General features: G+C 59.7%; 14 protein-coding genes and 1 pseudogene. 6 read left to right on the forward strand and 9 right to left on the reverse strand.

The genetic code is table 11. The features are described from left to right. Positions 1-28 precede the first annotated feature (28 nt). Positions 29-214 (forward strand): annotated as a pseudogene (locus B0G74_RS11545) (RidA family protein); the annotation flags it as partial. A gap of 75 nt (positions 215-289) precedes the next feature. Here B0G74_RS11545 and B0G74_RS11550 read toward each other — a convergent pair. The 4 genes from B0G74_RS11550 to B0G74_RS11565 form a co-directional block, all read right to left on the reverse strand. Beyond that, entirely contained in the window at positions 290-673 is a 384-nt protein-coding gene (locus B0G74_RS11550) for a nuclear transport factor 2 family protein (RefSeq protein ID WP_132374901.1), read from the reverse strand. Positions 674-703: 30 nt separating this feature from the next. Beyond that, the gene (locus tag B0G74_RS11555; protein ID WP_132374902.1) at positions 704-1645 is read right to left on the reverse strand and encodes an aldo/keto reductase; all 942 of its coding nucleotides are present in this window, start codon (positions 1643-1645) and stop codon (positions 704-706) included. A 652-nt stretch (positions 1646-2297) separates the two neighbouring features. After that, a complete protein-coding gene (locus B0G74_RS11560) occupies positions 2298-2498 on the reverse strand; it encodes a copper chaperone (RefSeq protein WP_132374903.1) in 201 nt (66 codons plus the stop codon). Between the two features lie 294 nt (positions 2499-2792). Continuing rightward, entirely contained in the window at positions 2793-4118 is a 1326-nt protein-coding gene (locus tag B0G74_RS11565; protein ID WP_132374904.1) for an epoxide hydrolase family protein, read from the reverse strand. Positions 4119-4633: 515 nt separating this feature from the next. Here B0G74_RS11565 and B0G74_RS11570 point away from each other — a divergent pair. Then, positions 4634-5590, forward strand: a complete 957-nt coding sequence (locus B0G74_RS11570) for an enoyl-CoA hydratase/isomerase family protein (protein ID WP_132374905.1) — start codon at positions 4634-4636, stop codon at positions 5588-5590. Positions 5591-5631: 41 nt separating this feature from the next. Here the strand turns inward: B0G74_RS11570 and B0G74_RS11575 are convergent, their stop codons facing one another. Further along, positions 5632-6306 (reverse strand): VOC family protein, encoded by a 675-nt coding sequence (locus B0G74_RS11575; RefSeq protein ID WP_132374906.1) that lies wholly within the window; start codon positions 6304-6306, stop codon positions 5632-5634. 479 nt (positions 6307-6785) lie between these two features. On the opposite strand from B0G74_RS11575, the gene B0G74_RS11580 reads away from it, so the two are divergent. Then, positions 6786-7496 carry an SDR family oxidoreductase gene (locus B0G74_RS11580; RefSeq protein ID WP_132374907.1) on the forward strand — a complete coding sequence of 237 codons (711 nt, stop codon included), beginning with the start codon at positions 6786-6788 and terminating at the stop codon, positions 7494-7496. Between the two features lie 207 nt (positions 7497-7703). Here the strand turns inward: B0G74_RS11580 and B0G74_RS11585 are convergent, their stop codons facing one another. Next, a complete protein-coding gene (locus B0G74_RS11585; protein WP_132374908.1) occupies positions 7704-8726 on the reverse strand; it encodes a LysR family transcriptional regulator in 1023 nt (340 codons plus the stop codon). Between the two features lie 336 nt (positions 8727-9062). Beyond that, a complete protein-coding gene (locus B0G74_RS11590; protein WP_165923845.1) occupies positions 9063-9356 on the reverse strand; it encodes a DUF3331 domain-containing protein in 294 nt (97 codons plus the stop codon). A 994-nt stretch (positions 9357-10350) separates the two neighbouring features. Between B0G74_RS11590 and B0G74_RS11600 the strand changes: the two genes are divergently transcribed. From B0G74_RS11600 to B0G74_RS11610, 3 genes are all read left to right on the forward strand, one after another. Continuing rightward, positions 10351-10827 (forward strand): hypothetical protein, encoded by a 477-nt coding sequence (locus B0G74_RS11600; RefSeq protein WP_132374910.1) that lies wholly within the window; start codon positions 10351-10353, stop codon positions 10825-10827. 271 nt (positions 10828-11098) lie between these two features. Beyond that, a complete protein-coding gene (locus B0G74_RS11605; RefSeq protein WP_132374911.1) occupies positions 11099-11746 on the forward strand; it encodes a response regulator in 648 nt (215 codons plus the stop codon). Between the two features lie 220 nt (positions 11747-11966). Next, complete coding sequence (locus B0G74_RS11610; protein WP_165923846.1) at positions 11967-12308, forward strand: response regulator; 342 nt, start codon at positions 11967-11969, stop codon at positions 12306-12308. 44 nt (positions 12309-12352) lie between these two features. On the opposite strand, the gene B0G74_RS11615 is transcribed toward B0G74_RS11610, so the two are convergent. Both B0G74_RS11615 and B0G74_RS11620 read right to left on the reverse strand, forming a co-directional pair. Continuing rightward, the gene (locus B0G74_RS11615) at positions 12353-17860 is read right to left on the reverse strand and encodes an ATP-binding sensor histidine kinase (protein WP_132374913.1); all 5508 of its coding nucleotides are present in this window, start codon (positions 17858-17860) and stop codon (positions 12353-12355) included. Positions 17861-18240: 380 nt separating this feature from the next. Continuing rightward, positions 18241-20793 carry a glucose/quinate/shikimate family membrane-bound PQQ-dependent dehydrogenase gene (locus B0G74_RS11620; RefSeq protein ID WP_132374914.1) on the reverse strand — a complete coding sequence of 851 codons (2553 nt, stop codon included), beginning with the start codon at positions 20791-20793 and terminating at the stop codon, positions 18241-18243. Positions 20794-20863: the final 70 nt, after the last annotated feature.

Below are 20863 nucleotides of genomic sequence, written 5' to 3' on the forward strand. Positions count from 1 at the left end.
CGTTTTACCTGCTCACACAGCAGGATCGAGCCTCGCGCATGTCGCGCAGATGACCATCTATCTGGTCGACAAAGCCGACGCGCCGGAAATGAACCGCGTCTACGCGCGCTATTTCACGGCGCCGCCTAACCCGAATCGGGCGACGGTGGTCGTCAAGGAACTGCTTGGCGAAAATTGTCTGATCGAAATTGTCGTGCATGCGATCAAGGCCTGACGCGAGACGATCACGGAGGACTCGATCGAGCGTTACCGTGCGCTATATCGCGCCGCAACGCGACGTCACGCGACGTCACGCGATCTGCTGGACCCATTGACTCCGCCAACCCGGTGCCTCGAAGGGATCGGAAAAATACTGGGTCTCGTGAATGACCTTGCCGTCGCAGAACTCCATGATGCTTACCGTGTACGCCGCTCGCCCCTCATAGGCGATGGTGTATTCCGTGATCCAGAGATTACCCTCTCCTTGAATCCGCCTGACATTGAAGCCTGATGGCTTATCTGGATGATGGCTCCGCAGTGCCTGCAAATTGCTTCGCCCGATAATTCGCTCACCTGATTGGGGATAGTCACAGACGGCATCATCATCGTAAATATCATGCTCCGCGTCGAGATCGCCCGCCGCCGACGCGCTCCAGTGCGCGTCCAGAGCTTCACGTATCTTGTCTTCCTGCATGGCGTGCCTCCGGATAACGTTCACATCTACCTATTGCGTACGCCGCGGAATGAACCCGGGGCTGCCCGTTTTAACGACTTCGTTGTACCTCTGCCTCGTCTCAATCTGGTTGATCTCGTCGAATGCATCCGCTGGCAGCGCGGAGATTTCGAAATTCTCTCGCGCACGGGTCGCCGTTTTAGGGGTGGTGAGCAAAGCTCCGCCGCGCTGGATCGCCCAGGCAAGCAGTACCTGGGCTGGCGTCTTTCCAGTTCGTGCTGCAATCCGCGAGATGACCGGGTCCTCAAGCGGCCCCGGCCTGATTCCGTGACCCAATGGCGCAAAGGCCAAAAACACGATCTCTCTCTCCTTGCAGAATTCCAGAAGTTCCGTTTCCGGAAGATACGGATGGGCTTCGACCTGCACCGCAGCCGGCTTGATTCGTGCAGATTCATAGAGAGGCCGCAGGTCGTTCAGGCCAATATCGGACAGTCCGATGGCCCGGCATCTTCCGCGGTCGACGAGATCTTCCATCGCCCTCCACGTGTCCAGCAAAGTCACGCCTTTATCGTAGATGACATCGCCGTTTGCATCGCGTGGATCCTGCTCATCCCCCGATTGAAATGCGAACGGCGTGTGTATCAGATAGAGATCGAGATAGTCGAGCCCGAGTCTTTCAAGACTTGCTTCGAAAGCCGGTTCGACACGCTCGCGCCGATGATTGGAGTTCCACAATTTTGTAGTCACGAAGATGTCTTCGCGCGCAATTCCTCCGGCGGCAAGCCCTATCCGCAGCGCTTCGCCCACTTCGCGCTCGTTACGGTATCGCTCGGCACAATCGAAGTGCCGATAGCCGGCCTCCAGCGCGTCTCTGGTAGCGCTGATAGTCGTAGCTGAATCGGGAATCAGCGTGCCGAATCCAAGCGCGGGCATCCGGCCGCCTCCGTGATTCAGCACTAACTTTTTGCTCCGGAAATCGGAAGACTCAATCATGTCGACATCTCCACACTATTTCATGCCCTGCAACGAAGGACCGACGCATGGGTCCGCAATTGCGGCGCCAGGTCCATGAAGGGAAAAAAACCTCAACGTACTCGAGTCGGACAACCGCTTCGTAGCGATTCCTGGCCGACGAATTCGTGAACCGCTTACACCGTGTCTCTTTACTTAAGGGTATATGAAGTGCCGCTTTAGTGTCAGGCTCGACGTCGTAGCTTTGGCAGAGAAGTCGGCGTCGCTCGACAACCCGAGCGAGCAGAACGGTGACCCTGAAGCCCTTCTCTTTCTCAGGTCGGATTGATGTTGAATGTGCAGAAGTTGAAGCCGTCAAATCGGGGCGCGGTGATTCGCAACTCAGCCGCCACCGTCAGAGTTAACGGAGCGCCAAACAAGTCTGCTTCCTGATCAAGTGTAGCAAATGAATCACTGCGCGGCAGCGGACGGTTCCGTAAAAGTACACCATGTAGTTGGAGTGAATGCAGTCCATGCAACAAAGCATCCGTACTGTTCGGTGCTGGTCAACTGTTGCGTGATCAAGGTCCTGAACAGCCAGTTGGACTCGAACCACGCGTGACCGCATGACCACCACCATGAAACGCCCCACGCCCCCTACAGCCGCTGCGATTGAATTCAGTCTCACACGTGCCTACGCTTCGACAATGGTGACTTCATAGTTCTCGTCTTCGAAAGCGACGAGAAACTCTTCGGGCATCAGCCATGAATCGACGCTCACCATCTTGGTGTCAATGTCGACGTTGACCTTCGCGTCGGCGTCGACGGTCTTCATCGCATGCTCAATCGTTGACACATCGTCTGAACGGATTTCATCTTTCATCGAGAATTTCATTTGTCACTTCTCCAGTCAACAAAGCTTGAATAAAGCAGGACCTATCGATTCATCAGCGTCAGTGGGTCCGCATATTGATTGTACGCACTACACATTCGACGGTCGACGAAGCGCTGCGCCAGTTGTCGATACAGGCATGTTGCAACGTATGCCGGACAAGACAGTGCGCATTGAACCGGCGTCTTGTTGCGTGCGACAAGACGTGTGTGGCGCGCGTCTTCCCGTCGTCGGCTTCCAGTAAGCAAGAGGTCGGCGAGCGAGCTCTTCCAGGACCCGTCACCCGCATCTTTGCGCTCAACGCAGCGACCGGAAGCTCACGCGAATCTCTTCCGAGAATACTTGCGGCTGCTCCCAGGCTGCAAAATGTCCGCCTTTTGGAAGGCGGTTATAGTGAATCAGCTTGGGATACGCCTTCGCTGTCCAGCTTTGCGGGGCAGCGTAGATTTCGTCGGGAAATACACTGACGGCAACCGGAATGGCCACGTGCTTGGGAGCAAAGAAGTTGAGCTTGTTTTCCCAATACAACCGCGCCGAAGAAATTCCCGTGTTCGTGAGCCAATAGAGCGTCACGTTCTCGAGAACGTCGTCTCGCGTCAGCCCCTCGGACTGACCGTCAAATACGCGCGCGATAAGTGCCTGGCTGGCGGCGTCGTGGTCGAGCATCCACGCGGCGAGGCCGACAGGCGAGTCTTCAATTCCGTACAACGTCTGCGGGCGGTTCGTCATCTCCTGGGCGTAGCCAAGACCGTGCTTGTAGAAAAAGTCGAGCTGGTCGTAAGCGTGCCGCTCGTCGGCTGAGAGGTCGGCCGGCGGCGGGTTGCCATACTTGAGCGCCTCTGCAATATTGTCCGGTACGGTGGCCGGCATGTTGGTGTGAATACCGAGCAGTTCCGGTGGCGCAAGCAGGGCCATCTGCTCCGTGACAGCATTTCCCCAATCGCCGCCTTGCGCCACATATCGCGTGTATCCGAGCCGCTTCATCAGTACGACCCACGCGCGTGCAATGCGAGCAGGGTCCCAGCCGGTCGCGCTCGGTTTGCCTGAGAACCCGTAACCCGGGAGCGACGGAATCACGATATCGAATGCGTCCGACGCCATCCCGCCATGAGCGGTCGGATTGGTCAGCGGACCGATGATCTTCAACTGCTCGATGATCGAACCGGGCCACCCGTGCGTGACGATAACCGGCAACGCGTTGGCGTCTTTCGAACGAACGTGGATGAAATGAATGTCGAGCCCATCGATTTCGGTCACGAACTGCGGCAACGCGTTCAGCCTCGCTTCGACTTTGCGCCAGTCATAGTCAGTCGCCCAATACCGTGCGAGCTTCTGCATTGTCGCGAGTTGCACGCCCTGTGACGCATCAGTCACGGTCTCCCGCTCAGGCCACCTGGTCGCCTTGATACGCCTCTTCAAATCGATGAGTTGCGATTCCGGCGCGTGCACGCGGAGTCGACGAATAGCGGTCTTGTCACCGCCGCTCGACTTCGTGACTTCAGTGATGGTTTGATTCGTATCCGCGAAAGCAAGTCGGCTCAATGAGCCCGCAATTGCGGCCGCCGCCGCCACGCCGATAAAGCGACGGCGCGATGGGGTTTGGGGAAGGATATCGTCAGCCATACAAGCTCCTGTTGGCAATGAATCAGATGAGCTGGAGCGATGGGCGCGGCGGCAACGCAATATCCTGGGCAAACACGTTCACGATTGTCCAATTGAGTCGTCTATAGAGGCAGCCAGTTGGCAAGCCTCGCATCGTTATCGCTTCAACCGACCGCAAACAGCAGTTTGCAGTAGTTGTAGCGATTGTGTGGAAGCAAGCCCTCCGGGTAAATGGCCAAGTTAGAACAACAGTTGTGTCGATCGCGAACAAATGCGTTGCGCCAGGCTTTTTTGGCCATTGCCGTGTGGACACAATGCGCGAAAAGACACTGGCGAGTTTTATGCGGCGGCGACAGTATCGGTTACACAATCCGCATTGCTTCACACCGCTCAATATGGTGTCCTGATTCTTGATTGACCGATGCAGTCATGCTCATTGGTATCTGCCGAGTGGGTGCCTACACTAATTCCTGTGGACCGAATGCCCGCGCGTTCTTTCTTCCGCGAATTTCTTCAGCATCGAAAAGGAAGCAAACATGAAACTGACCCACTTGGTGGTGGCAATGGCCGCAGGTGCACTGTTTCACAACGGCAGCGCGATAGCACAGAACGACCAGGCAAGCACCGCCGCGAATCAAAGCGCGCAACCGGAAACTGGCGCGAAGCAGGAGTTCAAGATAAAACGCGTGACGCCGGCATACTGGCGCGTCACCATCGACCATCCGCCATTCAATATCTTCGGTCCGGAATCCATACCGCAGTTGAACAGCGTGATCACCCAGATAGAGAACGATGCCGAACTGAAGGTCGTGGTGTTCGACAGCTCAGTACCCGGTTTTTTTCTGACTCACTATGACTTTGTGCCGCCCCTCGAAGTCACGACGCGCATGCCCCCCGGCCCGACAGGCATGCCGCCGCTACCCGATATGCTGACTCGCCTGAGCCGCTCTTCCGTGGTGTCGATCGTGTCGATCCGGGGCCGGGCTACGGGCGTTGGCAGTGAGTTGTCCCTTGCGTCCGACATGCGCTTCGCCAGCCGCGAAAAAGCCGTGCTGTCCCAATTCGAAGTAGGCGCCGGTTTCGTTCCCGGCGGCGGACCGATGTCGCGTCTTCCCCGGCTGATGGGGCGAGGCCGCGCACTGGAAATTCTGCTGAGCGGCAACGATATCAACGGCGAACTTGCCGAACGATATGGCTATGTCAACCGCTCACTTCCGGATGCCGAACTGGATAAGTTCGTCGACACCCTGGCTCGCCGCATTGCATCCTTCGACAAGCAGACCATCGGGGAGATCAAGCACTTCGTCAACATCTCCACTCTCCCTCCCGATAGCGAGGTTGGGCCACAGTGGGACGCTTTCATTACCTCCGTACAGCGTCCAGCGGCGCAGCAGGATATCAAGAGGCTGATGGAACTTGGATTGCAGAAAAAGCCTGACGTGGAAATTCATCTCGACCGGTACACCGGCAAAGTCAATCAACCGGACAAGTAATCCACGCGCTTCGCAGTTGGCCGAGCTATCAGCCGCCAGACTTACGTCGGCAACTGCGTGCCGGCCTGCTCAGCGACGATATAGCTGGCGTACCAGTCCGGCCAGTTTTCGTCATGCTGTCCGGAGAGTTTCTCATGCTCGCCATGCGCGGCCGCGGCGCGCCGTAGCGCCCCTGCGAGTTCTATTGCCGAAGCGAATGTCGTGACCTGCGCGTCCACCCTTCCAGGGAGTCGAGTGGTCACTTCCTGGAAGACCCAGCCATTTCCGTCAGGATCGCTGAACGAGGCAAAGGAGCCGTAGCTGCGCCGTTCCGGTTGCGGGCCGCTCACGCGTCCTTCCTCGCCCGCATGGTGGAAAAGGCCGCCGGCGTCGTGGAAGACTTCGCTCACGTCGATGCCTCGCTCGACAAGCTCTGCGTGCGCCCTGTTTATATCGGACACAATGAGATGGAGTCCCTGCACCGAACCCGGTTCTTCAGTCGTGACGCCCTTGCCGAAGAGGACCGAGCATTGCGAGCCTGGGGGCGTGAAATGGACAACTCGAAACTGCTCGTCTTTCGCGATATCGACGTCGAGTCTCCAACCTAACCTGGCATAGAACTCTTTCGCGCGATCGACGTCGGAGACCGGGATGACAACGATCTCGAGCTTCATGTCGACCGTCCGCGCTGTACCGGCAGCCGTGTCGGCTTGGTTGGTTGTTTGTGCATTGCTCATGTCAGGCTCCTCGTGTTTCGGTGATTCAAGGGTGACTCATACGTTTGCGATCTCGGCGACTTGCCTTCCTGATCTGGAATATCCAATTCCAGTTTTCGGCCTGATCGGATTGTTGTATCCGATGACTTACCAAAGGGCCGGTCGCTAATGTGAGAAGTCTCCGGGGAAACCTCCGTGCCAATAAAGATTAAAGGAGGAAAATCAAAAATGAACAACTCTCACGAGTGCCGGCAGAGCAAATGCCTTGCGAAGTACTAGCCGGTGTGACGCTGCAGACAACTTACCGTCTGTGCGGAAACCGTCATCGTGGCCACCCGCCTTCAACCCGTGCCCGTCGCGCCTGACTTGTTCCTCACACGCAAGTCTGTTTGTCGCTGGAGGGTATTCGAACCGAGCACCAAAGCGCCTAGATTAACCCCTTATCGGAGCCGCGGACCCGATCGGCAACAGAGCCCACTCAATGGATTTGGAGGTTCTCTATGAGCACGTCACAAAAGGTCATCGTCGTTACTGGCGCGTCGCAAGGCATCGGCGCGGAAGTCGTCAAGGCGTTCCGCAAGCTCGACTATCGCGTGGTCGCCACCGCGCGTAGCATCAAGCCGTCGGAGGATCCGAACATCCTGACCGTGGCCGGCGACATCGCCGACCCCGAAACCGCCCGCCGTGTGATCGGCGAAGCCGTGACGCGCTTCGGCCGCATCGATACGCTCGTGAACAACGCCGGCATCTTCGTCGCCAAGCCTTTTACCAGCTATACCGCCGAAGACTATGCAGCGGTCACGGGTGTGAACCTGAATGGCTTCTTCTACATCACGCAGCTCGCCATCGCTGATATGGAAAAGCATGCCAGCGGCCACGTCGTTAGCATCAGCACCACCCTGGCCGACCACGCGATCGACGGCGTGCCTGCGGTACTCGCCGCGCTCACCAAGGGCGGCCTGAACGCGGCAACCCGCTCCCTCGCGATCGAATACGCCAAACGCGGCATTCGTGCCAACGCGGTTTCGCCGGGCATCATCAGGTCGCCGATGCATCCGGCGGAAACGCATGCGGCGCTCGGCGCGCTCCATCCGATGGGTCATATGGGCGAAATGAGCGATGTCGTGAACGCGATCCTTTATCTGGACTCCGCCCCGTTCGTCACCGGCGAGATCCTGCACGTCGACGGCGGCCAGAGCGCTGGCCACTAAGCGCGACCATGCAATAGCAGGCTCCGGTCCACACGACCGGACGCCGCTAGCCTGCAACCGGTTTGTCGAACAGGATCAAGGAGAACATCACGCCAATCGCCACGGTGGTCTATGAACCCGGCGGCATAGACTCGAATTCGATTTCTACCCGCGTGAATGACGATCCAGCTTTGCCTGGCGAGGGACCTCACTGCGACGATGCCAGCGTCACCGACCCACCTGTTCGAACGGCGAAGGCCGCGCATACCGCGCCTCAACCGGCCGCCAACCGTAATCTTCCCGATAGTCCTTCAACGGCAAAACCGCCTCTACCTCCTTGACGTCATGTCGAGCCGACGATCTGAAAAACTGGGTGCAATAGTCGACGAATGTCCTGAGCCTCGCCGGAAGCAGTTCCCGGTGCGAGTAGAAGAGACAGATCTCAACTTTGTTGTCGGATGTCGTGCACAGCGGCAAGATATGCGTAAGGCGCCTGGCTTCGATATCCTCACGCACCATGGTTTCAGGCAATGCGGCAATACCGGTCCCCATCAGTGCCGCTGCCCTAAGCAATATCTCGTTCCCGTCCATCGACGACATGGGAGACACGCTCACCCGCGTTTCGCTCTCCAACAGATCGACAACATCCACGCCCTTTTTCCGTGAATCCGTGTCCAGCAGAAGAAAGTGATGGGTCAACTCGGCGGCGGTTTTGGGAATACCGTACTGCTCAAGATAAGCGGGCGCTGCGACAAAGATGCGCTGTGACCTCGACAATGTACGGCGAATCACGGCAGACTGCTCGACAAGATGCGGCGGAAGAATCGCCATATCGAATCGGCCGTCATACAGGTTTGCGGCCCCTTCCTGAACGGAAACGATCAGATTCACATTAGGGGCAATGGCGTGATAGCCCCGCACCAGGCGCGAAAAGGTTTCGCTCATCAGCATCGGATGCACGATCAGCCGCAACTTGCCGCTGTCGACTTCACGCGAGCGCGTAATGCGACGGTTCGCTTCGTCGAGTTCCTCGAGCAAACGGCAGCAACTCAGATAGTAGGGCTGTGCCGCTTCAGTCAAAGAAACGGACCTTGTTGTTCTAAGCAAGACCCTCGTCTGGATGCACCCTTCGAGCTTGGCGATCGCCTTCGATACCGACCCGGTGGTCACATTCAACGATTCCGCAGCCTTGCTGAAGCTTTGATACCGCGCGGCAGCAACGAATGCACGCAACATGTAAAGCTGGTCCATCTCGCACCTCACTGGTCGATGTAAAGATGTAGAGCAGAGTATTCAGGTGCCGTGGATCGTCACTGGCGGCGCAATCCAAACAACCGGGAAACGAATGCAGGGTAAGCGCGAACGCCGCATGGCGCCATCGTTCGATATGGTGTAACGCATCGTGCGCTCGCGTGCTCGACTAATACGTTCGGATGCGCGCACCAATCCAGTCCGAATGCTCTGTCGGCCACTTTCGCTTGATCTCAGGACGCGGCTATCGCACCGCTTGATGTGCTATCGAGGCGCCGTAGCACTTCGCCAGGGCGAGAATACAAGAAGGAAATCGGCCGGCGAAAAGGAGAACATCTAGACCTGGTTTGCCTGCAACGGTTCGATCGCATTGAGGGCCGATTCGAGGATCATCGCGCGGGCATTGACCGGTGCGGGTTTCGAACGCTGCGGATGAAATATGCGGTCCCCGCGCCTGATCCGTTGCCCGCTCAACACGCATGTCCCTGATACCTTGGCGTTCGCGACCCGCCAGACCTGGGCGCCGTAGAAGCAGCTCGTCGGGTCCCGCCACGCAATGGTCACGGTGAGCGACGTGGTCCGCTCAATCAGACTCACCTTCAGGTGAGGCAAGCCGCTAGTACCTGGCATCGCCTCGAAGCCATAGGATGATCCGCGTTTTGGCACGGGCGTCGTATCAGCGCCCGCATTCGGACATCGTAATCCCGATGACAACAGTCGTATCGTCTGAACCCACGGGTCGACATGGCTAACCAGCATGGCCGCGCTCCTTACGAATCGAAACGTAACGTTTAATTCTCACTGAACGGGACGCCGCGCCGGTAACAACGCATTAAGCGCACCGAACAGACTCCCAATGACTCAAGTGCCTCGGGTACGGTTGCCGCTGCGTCTCTCTCCCTGGCCATGCTCGATGTGGCGGCTCGTCAATCTATCGGCCCGTGCGTCCGCATATTTGCTTCGAAGCCATGATATGGCGTTTGAGGTATGGATAGAATGCACGTTTTAGGAAAAGGGCTTTTTCCGCGGCAACATTTCTGGCATGAACCCGATTGCTTCCGTGTCTGCACCCAACGAACCCCGCCGCCCTCAACGCCGACGCGCCGATCTCCGCGAGAATCCGACCGTCCGTGGTATCAAGTCCGTCAACATAGAATGCCCGCTGAAACGCGCCGAAGACCGTCAATAGATTGACCGTAGGCTTGATCAGACGGGCAGCACATTGGGTCGCCTACAAATATGAGTTTCATAGCTGATTCCGTAAAATTTCTCTGTTGCGCAGGCCCGTTGCGTCTATCTTGAGGAACACGGTGATACGCCGCCGGGTGAAGTCTGTCGAAAAGGACCATAGAACTGAATCGTAGTGCCACGAACCAGGCTAGCCTCAATTCACTTTTTACACCGTGTAACCAGGAGCTCATTACTCGCCGATAGCTGGTCTACTCGCATCGGCATCCTCGAGACCGGATTTCGCTCCTGTTGGATATACGGTCGTATGAGTTCCACACGCTTTTTCAGAGGCCATGCCACCCGTTCGTACAATGTCTTTCAGCGGCTGGGCCGTGTACCTTGATCTCATGGCGAGTGCGAGCGTCTCGCGCGCCACCGATCAGGAGGGCGAGTCGTGAATGCAAGGGAAACAGCAGATCCGGTGATCAGTCTGCACGGCGACGCGCTCCCGTCAAAACCGCGCTGGATTCAGAGCGACGCCGACGCCGACGCCGACGCCGACACAGTAAATGCACGCTCCGAGCGGATATTCAAAACACTCGTACTTGTCGTCTGTGGGTGGTCGTTGATTGAGGCGCCGCTAGAGTTGGGTGTATCCGACGTACACGCGGGGCTGGTCGCCCTGCTCCTGTCGAAGCTCGTGGTGCTCGGCACAGGTCTCGCTGCCGTTGCCAAAGCACGCTTTGCTCGCGAAACTTTTGCGTTTCTCTGCGGCGCGAGCGTGTTGGCGATCGCACCCGCACTACCGATGGAATTCAACCATTCCTTCGCGATAGCAATCTTCTCGTCGATCGAATGCTTCAGCAAGGCCGCGTGCGTGATCGCACTCGGCGTCGCATCGTCGCGAGCGAAGCAGTCGCGCCGGCAATAGCCACATCGAGTCTTCAGGACTCACCTATCCCAAAGTATGAATCGATCTTCGGATACGCAGGATACGACTTCCGTCATGCCGACCGCTCAATTTGTCAGAAGAAACGGAATCCTTGCTTTATTGCCTTCGAGCTACCAGGCAACGGTATGAATTGCCGCTCAATGACATCAGGAAAGACCATGCGCAACGGGTAGCGATAAGCGCGAGCATTGCTTACTATACGAAAAGTATCGGCGTCACTTAGCGTAACGAACTTTTCGAAGATCGAGCGATGAAACATGACAACGTTGGGGCGGGAAGTGAATCATTGCCGGACTCGCTTGTGTATGTGGTCGACGACGACGAGTCCATTCGAGGCGCCCTAACCTCTCTACTCATGTCAGTCGGCATTCACGTGCGGGCGTTCGAATCGGCCGACGATTTTCTGGCCACGGACATGCCGGACGTGCCGAGCTGCCTCATTCTCGACGTTCGTCTGCGCGGCACGAGCGGCTTGACCCTGCAGCAGGAGCCCTTTAAAGAGAGTGTTCGATTCCCGGTCATATTTCTGACCGGGCACGGCGACATCGAGATGTCCGTCAAGGCCATGAAGGCGGGCGCCTTCGATTTCATGACAAAGCCGTTCAAGGATCAGGATCTGATCGATACGATCGCCGCTGCCTTAAAAAGGGATATTGAATTAAAGCGCCAGGAAAGGATCGTTGCGGGCATCCGTCAAACATACGATTCGCTGACAGCGCGCGAGCGGGAAGTCATCAGGCTGGTCGCCGACGGGCTGTTGAACAAGCAGATCGCCGACCTCCTGTGCCTGAGCGAGGTAACGGTCAAGATCCATCGGGCCCAGGCGATGCATAAGCTGCAGGCGCGCTCAGTGCCTGATGTGGTCAGGAAGTTACAGCAGGTGCTGCCTCTGCACTAAGAGCGAGTCAGCCATTTCTGTATTCGCTGCACTCTCGCCGCCATCTTCGGCCGGGATCGATCCCGGCTAATACGAACTGTCACTAAAATCATTCTAAGGTCTTATTGTCGCCTTGTCCGTAGGCCTGTAATTTGCCTAAAGGATTCAGCCTTTCTGAATCCTTTCGATGCCGTACGGACTCGAGATGAGAACAAAGCGCTCTCCTGCAGTTATCGGGGTAGTGGACGACGACGAATTCGTCCGGATGGCGACATCCAGTTTGCTTCGTTCGGCAAACTGGAGAGTCATTGTCTATGAGTCCGCCAACCATCTTCTGGGTGATGCGCGCCGATCGGAACTGAAGCTTGTTGTCGCGGACATTCACATGCCGGGCGTGGACGGTTTCGCGCTGCTTGAATCGATCAAGCTATGGAAGCGGCCTGTTCCTGTCATTTTCATTACTGCCTATGCGACGCAGGAGCTTCTCGAGCGAGCCGAAGCCGGCGGAGCCGCCGGTTTCTTCTCAAAGCCAGTGGACGACGCACGACTGCTCGCGCTGATTGGCGCGATATTGCAGAAGTAACCTCGCCGAAGGTCCGTCCGTTTGTCAGCGTGTAGCGCGATCGCCTAAACGTTGCCCGGATGCGAGACGTTGCCTGGCGCAGGCAACGTGAACTGAAAAGTGGCGCCCCCGGCGGAGTTCGACGTAACCCATAATCGTCCGCCGTGACTTTCCACAATCGAACGGCAGATCGGCAGTCCCATTCCCAGGCCGTTGGGTTTGGTCGTAAAAAATGCCTCGAAGACGCCTTCCAGATGTTCGGCGTCCAGACCTGGTCCAGAATCCTCCACGCTAATGCAGAGTTCGTTGGCACCGGACTGGCCGGTTCGGATCAAAAGCGTTCGCTCGCCGACGTCTATTGCACTCATCGCTTCAAGGGCGTTGATCATGAGATTGAGCATCACCTGCTGCAGTTGTACCCGATCGCCCTGGATCTGCGGCAATCCGTCAACCAGCTGAACGACGAGCTCGACGCCGTGCTTGCCGGCTTCACCTCGCATGAACGCGATCAACTCGAGAATCGCTTCGTTGATGTCCAAGCCGTCTTTTCGCTGCGGCTCCTTTTTAAAGAATGCGCGGGTGCGGTCGACGATGTTATTGGCGCGGCCGCCATCCGCGACAATCCGGTTGAGCGCCTGACGCACTTCGTCGAGATTGGGCGGGCGCGCCGCCAGCCAGCGCAAGGCCGCACTGGCGTAGGCAACCGTTGCGGTGATGGGTTGCTTCACTTCGTGGGCAATCGATGCCGATAACTGCCCCATCGTCGCCACGCGGTTTGAATGCGCCAGTTCCATCTGGAGTCCGAGATATCGCCGTTCGCTATCGCGCACGTCCTGTTGCGCCCGCTTCTGATCGGTCAGGTCGAGTATGAAAGCGACGCCCTGCCCTTCACGTTCGCCGAACGCCGCCGCGCCGACCAGCACGGGCACCCGGCTGCCATCCTTGCAAAAGTACTCTTTCTCGAACGGTTTAGCGCTTCCGGTGGCCGTCAATTCCGCTCTCACCAATTCGTCGAGGTCACGCCACTCGGGCGGAGTCAAATCGGGCCACCGGATACGCCCTGAGAGCAGATCTTCCCGGCTGTAACCCACAATCCGCAGAAAAGCGTCGTTGGCTTCGACGACGTTGCCCTCAAAGTCCCAAATGTGGATCCCAATGATGTTCGAGTCCACCAGGCGCCGAACCTTTGCCTCGCGTTCCTGAAGGTCGGCATACAGACGGGTGTTCTCGAGTGAAATGGCGGCCTGTGATGCCAGCAAATCGAGCAGCGACGAGCGTCGCGCCGTAAAAACATGCGAAGTGGCCGTGTTCTCGAGATACAGCAGGCCGCCGAGTTTGCCCTGTCTGACCAGAGGCAGGCAGAATACGGACCGAGCGGCGCCGCTTGCCAGGTAGCTGTCCTGGGAGAACATGTTGGGTATCAACGCATCGTCGATGATGACGCTCTTTTGCGTGTGGATCACGTAACGCAGAATGGCGGCAGGGACGGCGGAATTGCCAGGCTCCCGGTTCAACTCGATCCCGTTTCCATTGATGCGCGCCTCTGCCTCGATCCGGTAGCCGTCCGGCTGCTGCAGGACAATTAACAGGCCCCGATCGGCGCCCGCGGTCTGCAGCGCTATCGTCATCAGCCGCTCGATCAGACCTGTTAATTCGATCTCGCTGGAAAGGGCTTGAGAGGCCTTGAGCAGGGTCGCGGCGTCGAACTGCCGCCAATCGAAGCTGAGTGTCGACGTAGCATTGCTCCCGTCCTGATTGGCGAGGCGCGGGAATTGCCCGTCGAGTTGCGCGACTTTGCCGTCCGCGCCCCAAAAGGCGAAGCAATGACGCGCGTTGCGCAGATACGCATCGGCGCTCGTCCTGAGACCGCTGCTTAGATAGAAGCGGCCGGCAAGTTCGTTGGCGATGCCTTCGTGGTGTAGAAAACCATTTTCATGAGCGGAGTGGACCGCCTGTTCGTAAAGGCGCATGGCGTCGAGATCCCGGCCCTCCAGACGCGCAAGCTCCGCGCAAACCAGCGCGTAGCGGTTCTGATAGTTCTCCGGGCAGTGCTCAGCCCACGTTGCGAGCTTCTTGAGTTTCGCCGCAAGCATGCGCGCATAGACTTGCTGCTGTTCCTCGGATGCCTGCGGATAAAGCGCCGTCAAGGTGAGCGCATGAAAGAAGTGATAGGTCGGTTCGATCGCCAGTGCCATGACAGAACTGAGGACCGCCTCGGCCCGGTCCGCGGCCTCCAGCGCGTCGGCATACCGGCCGTCGAGAAAGGCAAGCATCACCTTGATGATGCGATAGACGCCGATAGCGCAGCCGAAATTCGATCTGATGATGGCCTCGAAGCAGGCTGCTTCGTCGAACGTCTCGTCGTTCAGATTCAACGGTTCGCTCGTCTTGCCGCGCAGACTGATGACGAATTGCCGCTCGACCCGGATCAACTCGTACACCGCGTCGTTGTGGCTCTCCCGCGCGAGCGCCGCGTACTTTTCCGAGAGCGTTTGCACGTCCTCGAGGGCGGCCCCTTTCTCGATGGTCTGCCAAACCGCGTTGAATGCGACGTTGCCTGCAAAAACGAAGTCGCCCACTTCCAGGCACGCAGCGGTCGCCCGCTCGAGAACCGGCAGATTAGCTGCAATGTGGCAGCGCCAGAAATTGACGTGGGCGCCGTACAGGTGAAGCAGCTTTCCATTCAGGCGCCGATTGCCGAACTTCTCGTTCAGTTTGAGCGACATCTCTGAAAATTGCACCGCGGTGGGGATATCGCCGATCAGAGACACCAGCATCAGCGCGTAATTGCCGTAAGCAAAACTGGAGTTCTCGGTATTGCCGTGCTGCAAGGAGAGATTGACCGCCTTGAGCGTGATGAGCGGGTAAAACGCCGGCCGCGCGGCAAAAGCGCAGTTCATCGCCTGAAGGAGAAGGTTGACGATCGCACGGATCGCGGGTTCCGTCGCCACCGGCGCCTCGACCAGTTCGCCGATGGGACGCCCGGCCTGATTGACGCGAATGTCCCGCAATCCGTCATCGACGGCCGCCTGAACGTCCTGATCCGTCTCAGGAAAGAGAATGCCGAAATCGCGCAGCGCAACCAGCGCGACCGCGAAGCTCTCGTCATATCTCCCGGCGAGCTGATACAACTCGATCCGCAGGCTGAAGACCTTCGCACGATCGAGATTGGAGCGCGCTCTCGCGAGCATCATGTCGGCCAGCGCGTCGGCTTGCGCAAAATCGCCGGCCAGATATTCGCACTCCGAAAACGCGAGATAGAGTTCGAACGTGCTGTTGTAGCGCTGCGTCCACGCATCCGGCGACAGCAGCGCCACGGCTTGCGCCAGATAGCTGCGAGCGGCCGCGTAGGCGGTCGAATTCATCGCGCGCCGGCCCGCGATGAGGTTCAACTCGACGACCTGCTCAAGCTCCGGCTCCGCCTGGATCAGCGCCGCACCACGATTGAGATGGTTGACGATATCGAAGATGGGATCCTCGAGCGCTTCCGGCGGGGTCCGCGACACCAGCGCCCGGCCGATCCGCAGATGCGCGGCGGCGCGCTCGTCGGCGGGAATCAGCGCATAAGCGGCCTCCTGCACGCGGTCGTGTGCGAATTCATAGGCGTTGCCCACGCGAAAAACGAGACCCGTCCGCACGGCTTCCCACAAGTTCGCGTGCATCTTCTCTTCAGAGCCGCCCTGAACCCACGTCAGTGCGGTGACTTCAGCGACGTTGCCGAGACACGCCAGTTGCCCCAACGCGTCGCGCGTCAGCGCAGGCAGGCGGCTCAGCTTAGCCGCCATCAGATCGGCGACGTTCTCGGTAAAACCCTTCGCGCGAATGCGTGGCAAATCCCAGCACCACGCGGCGGCGCGCTGATCGAATGTGAGCAGGTCTTCATCGGCGAGCGCCGTCAGAAACTGGATCGCGAAGAACGGATTGCCGCCGGTCTTCTCATGCACCAGTTGCGCGAGCGGCCCGGCTGTCGCGCTGTCGCAGTGAAGCGAATCGGCCACGAGTTGCGTGACGCTGTCCGGTGTGAGCGGCGCGAGCTCTATTTGCTGCACCTTTCTTTCGGCGTGGCTGATCGACTCGAGCGTGCGCGCAAACGGGTGCGACGCGTCCACCTCATTGTCCCGGTAGGCGCCGACCAGCAGAACGTGCTTCACGTCCGGATGCGTGACGAGGTGGGCAAGCAGGTCGAGCGTCGCCGTATCGACCCATTGGAGATCGTCGATAAACAGCGCGAGCGGATGCTCAGGTCGCGCAAACACGCCGAGAAAACGTCGAAATACCATCTGGAAGCGGTTTTGCGCATCCTGCGGCGGCAGAGCCGGCGCCGGTGGCTGCTCGCCGATGATGAGCGCGAGCTCGGGGATCAGCGTCACGATCAGCTGACCGTTGGGACCGAGCGCTTCCATTAGCGCGTGCCGCCACGGCTCGACCTCTGCGTCGCTCTGGCTCAACAGGTTGCGCACGAGCGTCTGGAAGGCCTGTGCAAAAGGCACATAAGGAATGTCACGTTTGTACTGGTCGAACTTGCCGGACGCGAACAGGCCGCGTGGCGGCACCAGCACCCTGTGCAACTCGTTGACGACCGACGACTTGCCAATGCCCGGATAGCCCGAGATAAGCACCAGTTCGACCGCCCCGCTACCCACGACACGATCGAATGCTGTCACGAGCGCTTCGATCTGTGCCTCGCGTCCGTACAGTTTTTCGGGAACGAGCAAGCGGTCGGACGCGTCGTGCGCCCCCAGCGGGAACGGGTCGACGCGCTGGTGCGCCTCCCATGCCGCGAGGCACGACCGCAGGTCGGCTTCGACACCCGCCGCGGTCTGGTAACGATCCTCGGCGGCCTTGGCGAGGAGCTTCAGCACGATGCCCTCGACCGCCTTCGGAATACCGTCGACGCGCTCGCCTGGCGGTGCCGGCCTGCGCGCAATATGGCAATGAATCCATTCCATCGCGTCCGATGCGGTGAACGGCAGCGAGCCGGTAAGCATCTCGTACAGTGTGACGCCAAGCGAATAGAGATCGCTGCGCGTGTCGATCGAACGGTTCATGCGGCCCGTCTGCTCGGGCGCCATATACGCGAAAGTCCCGGCCACGATCTCCGGCGGCGCGGGCGGCTGATGTTCGTGCGGCAGTTGCGAGGCGATGCCGAAGCCGGTGAGCCGCACGTTGCCGTTCCCGTCGACGAGCACATTCGCCGGCTTGATGTCTTTGTGAACGAGCCCGCATCGGTGAACGTGACCGACTACTCTCGCCAGATTGACGGCGATGCGCAAAAAACGCGTGAGCTCCAGCGGACGGCCGAGTGAGCGATGGAGGGGCTCGCCGCCGTCGTCGTCGAGAACGAGCATGGGCGGCTCTCTGCGGTGATAGAGCGCGAGCGGCTGAGCGGCCCAGCTGGAATCGAGCAACGAGGCCAATCCGTATTCGTGCTCGAGCCGTGTAATGCTCTGGGTGGCCGTGCGGGTGGCGACCAGCGCGAGCACCGAGACGGGATGGCGGGGTCTCCGGGCTCGATACAGGGAGAAGTCGCCGTCATCGTGCAGCGGCTCCAACTCATATCCGGTGAGATCCACGGTGGACTCCACTGTCGACCGGAGCTAGTGGTTTGGCGATCGACCGGAGCGGGCCGTCGACCAGAGTTGGCGCTTTAGCGCTTACTCTGGTCCATAGCGCGCTACTCTGGTCCCATGCAAAGCACTGACTCCGATCCCACGCAAGATGGTTGCTGTAAGGCTACGAATTTCATTTAGAAATTATTGTCCACGCTTCCCGCCTTCCCGGCTATGGCTTGCACCGTCGTCCCATTTATTGGATCACCGCCGGCGTCACGCCAGAAACCGGACCCAAAAAAAACGGCATGCGCGACGCGCTTCTCGCGCGCGCAGCATGCCGCTACATCAGGCTGGAGCCTTCCGATACGCCCGCATTGAAACCATCCGGCGAGACGGGCCGCTCATTGCTGCGGCAACGCGTAGGCAATCACATAGTCGCCAAGCTTCGTGCCGAACGAGCCATGCCCGCCCGCCGCGATCACCACGTACTGACGGCCGTTGATCGAATAGCTCATCGGCGTGGCCTGGCCGCCCGCGGGCAGGCGGGCCTCCCAGACCTGTTTGCCGTTGTTCACGTCGAACCCGCGAATGTAGTTGTCCGCCGTCGCGCCGATAAACGCGACACCGCCCCCGGTGACGATCGGACCGCCCAGCATCGGCATGCCCATCCTGAACGGCAGCGGAATCGGCGAACTGTCGCGCACGGTGCCGATGCGCTTCTTCCACACGATCTCATTGGTCTTGAGATCGATCGCGGAGATGTAGCCCCATGCCGGCTGCTTGCACGGCAAGCCGAACGGCGAGAGGAACGGGTTGATCACCACGCCGTACGGCAGGCCGTATTGCGGCTGGATGCCTGACTCCGTGCCGCTGCCCTTGGCGCCCGGCACCGGCTCCAGCGGGTTGCCGGGGCCGCGCGGAATCAGACGCGAGACGAACGGCAGCGCGATCGGGTTCGCGACGGCGAACTGGCGGTCGGTGTCGACGGCAATGCCGCCCCACTCGAACATGCCCAGGTTGCCCGGGAACACCAGCGTGCCCTGCAACGAAGGCGGCGTGAACGTGCCTTCATACCGCAGCTTGTGAAACATCACACGGCACACGAGCTGGTCGTACATCGTGGCGCCCCACATGTCGGCGTCGGTCAGGTCCTTCGACGGGCGATACGTGAGCTGCGAGAACGGCTGCGTCGGCGCAACGTGGTCGCCGGGGGCGGCGCCTTGCGGCACGGGCGTTTCGGGCGCCGGCACGACGGGGACACCCGTGCGGCGGTCGAGCACGAACAGGTTGCCGGTCTTGGCCGGCGCGTACACGACCGGCACGGTCTGGCCGTCCTTGCCGGTGATGTCGGCGAGCGTGGGCTGCGACGGCTGGTCCATGTCCCACAGATCGTGGTGCGCGGTCTGGTAGAACCAGGCGAGCTTGCCGGTCGATGCGTTGAGCGCGAGCAGGCCGCTCGCGTAGCGCTCCTGATCCGGCGTGCGGTTGCCGCCCCAGATGTCCGGCGTCGTGACACCCATCGGCAGATAGACGATGTCGAGTTTCGCGTCGTAGGCGGACGGTGCCCACGAGTTGGGCGAATTCCACGTGTAATGCTCGCCCGCGCCCGGAATGTGATTCGGATCCTTCGCGCCCGGATCGAACGCCCAGAGCAATTCGCCCGTGCGCACATCGAAGCCGCGGATGACGCCCGAAGGCTCGCGGTTCGAGAAGTTGTCCTCGACCGCGCCCGCCACGACGATCACCTTGCTGGTGATGATCGACGGCGACGTGGGCTCGTACATGCCCGGCGTCGTGACCGGCTGGGCGTGTTGAAGATCGAGGTCGCCGTGGTTGCCGAAGCCCTCGCAACGTTGGCCTGTCAGCGCGTCGAGCGCATAGAGGTGGCCGTCGTTGACCGGCAGGTAGATGCGGCGCGTACAGGCGGCCGTGGCATCGCTCGATGGGGTGGTAGCGGCTGCGGCGGCGTCGCTCGCTGGCGGGGCGGCAGTTGCGGCTGCGTCGCTCGTCGGCGCGGCGGCAGTTGCGGCTGTATCGCTCGTTGGCGTGGCAGCCGCGGTGTCGCTCGTCGGCGCGGTAGCGGCTGCTGCTGCATCGCTTGCCGGCGCAACCGCGGGTGCGGCCGCCGTGGCGCTAGCCGACAAATCGACATACGACACGCCGCGGCACGTCACGTGCTGGAACGACGGATCGGCCTGCAGCTTCGGATCGAACTTCCACTTGAGCGTGCCCGTCTTCGCGTCGAGCGCGAACAGAATCTGATGTGGCGAGCATAGGTAAAGCAGATCGCCGATCTTGATCGGCGTGACTTCGTTGGTAATCTCGACAGGATCGTTGGGCCCTTTCATATCACCCGTGCGGAAGGTCCAGGCCACCTGGAGATCCTTCGCATTCTCAGGTGTGATCTGCTGCAACGGCGAATAGCGCGTGCCTTCCTGGGTGCGCCCATAAGCGGGCCAGTCGGCGGCGTCGATCCCGGCGCTGGCGCCGCTCGCGGGCGCAGCAGCGCTCAGTGTGCCGTTGACCTGCTGCGGATCGTTGAAGTTCGCGTACACGAGCACGCCCGCCCATGCCACGAGCGCGACCACGAGCGACGCGACACCCAGCTTGCGCTCGCCCTCCAGCCGCCAGCTCATGAGCAGCAGCAGCCATACGCCGAAGATGACGAGCACACCGGAGCGCGGCGCGAGCGCCCAGAAGTCGGGCCCCGACTCCAGCAGAGCCCAGATCGCCGTGCCGATCAGCACGAGCGCATAAAGCACGAGCGCGGCGGGACTGCGCCGCCAAAGCAGCCAGGCCACGCCCAACAGCACGATGCCTGTGATGAGATAGTAGGCGGAGCCGCCGACCGCGAGCAGCCATGCGCCACCGATCAGCAGATAGAGCGCGGTCAGCACCGTAAAGAGCAATGTGATGACGCCGATCACGCCCCGCGAATTCGACTGACTGGTCATGATGATCTCAACCCTCTTGAGTGGATGCAGCCTGCCGCCAGTACCGACGCCGAATTCACGCGCCGGAGCA

This window comes from Paraburkholderia sp. BL9I2N2 (assembly GCF_004339745.1).
Classification (GTDB): Bacteria; Pseudomonadota; Gammaproteobacteria; order Burkholderiales; family Burkholderiaceae; genus Paraburkholderia.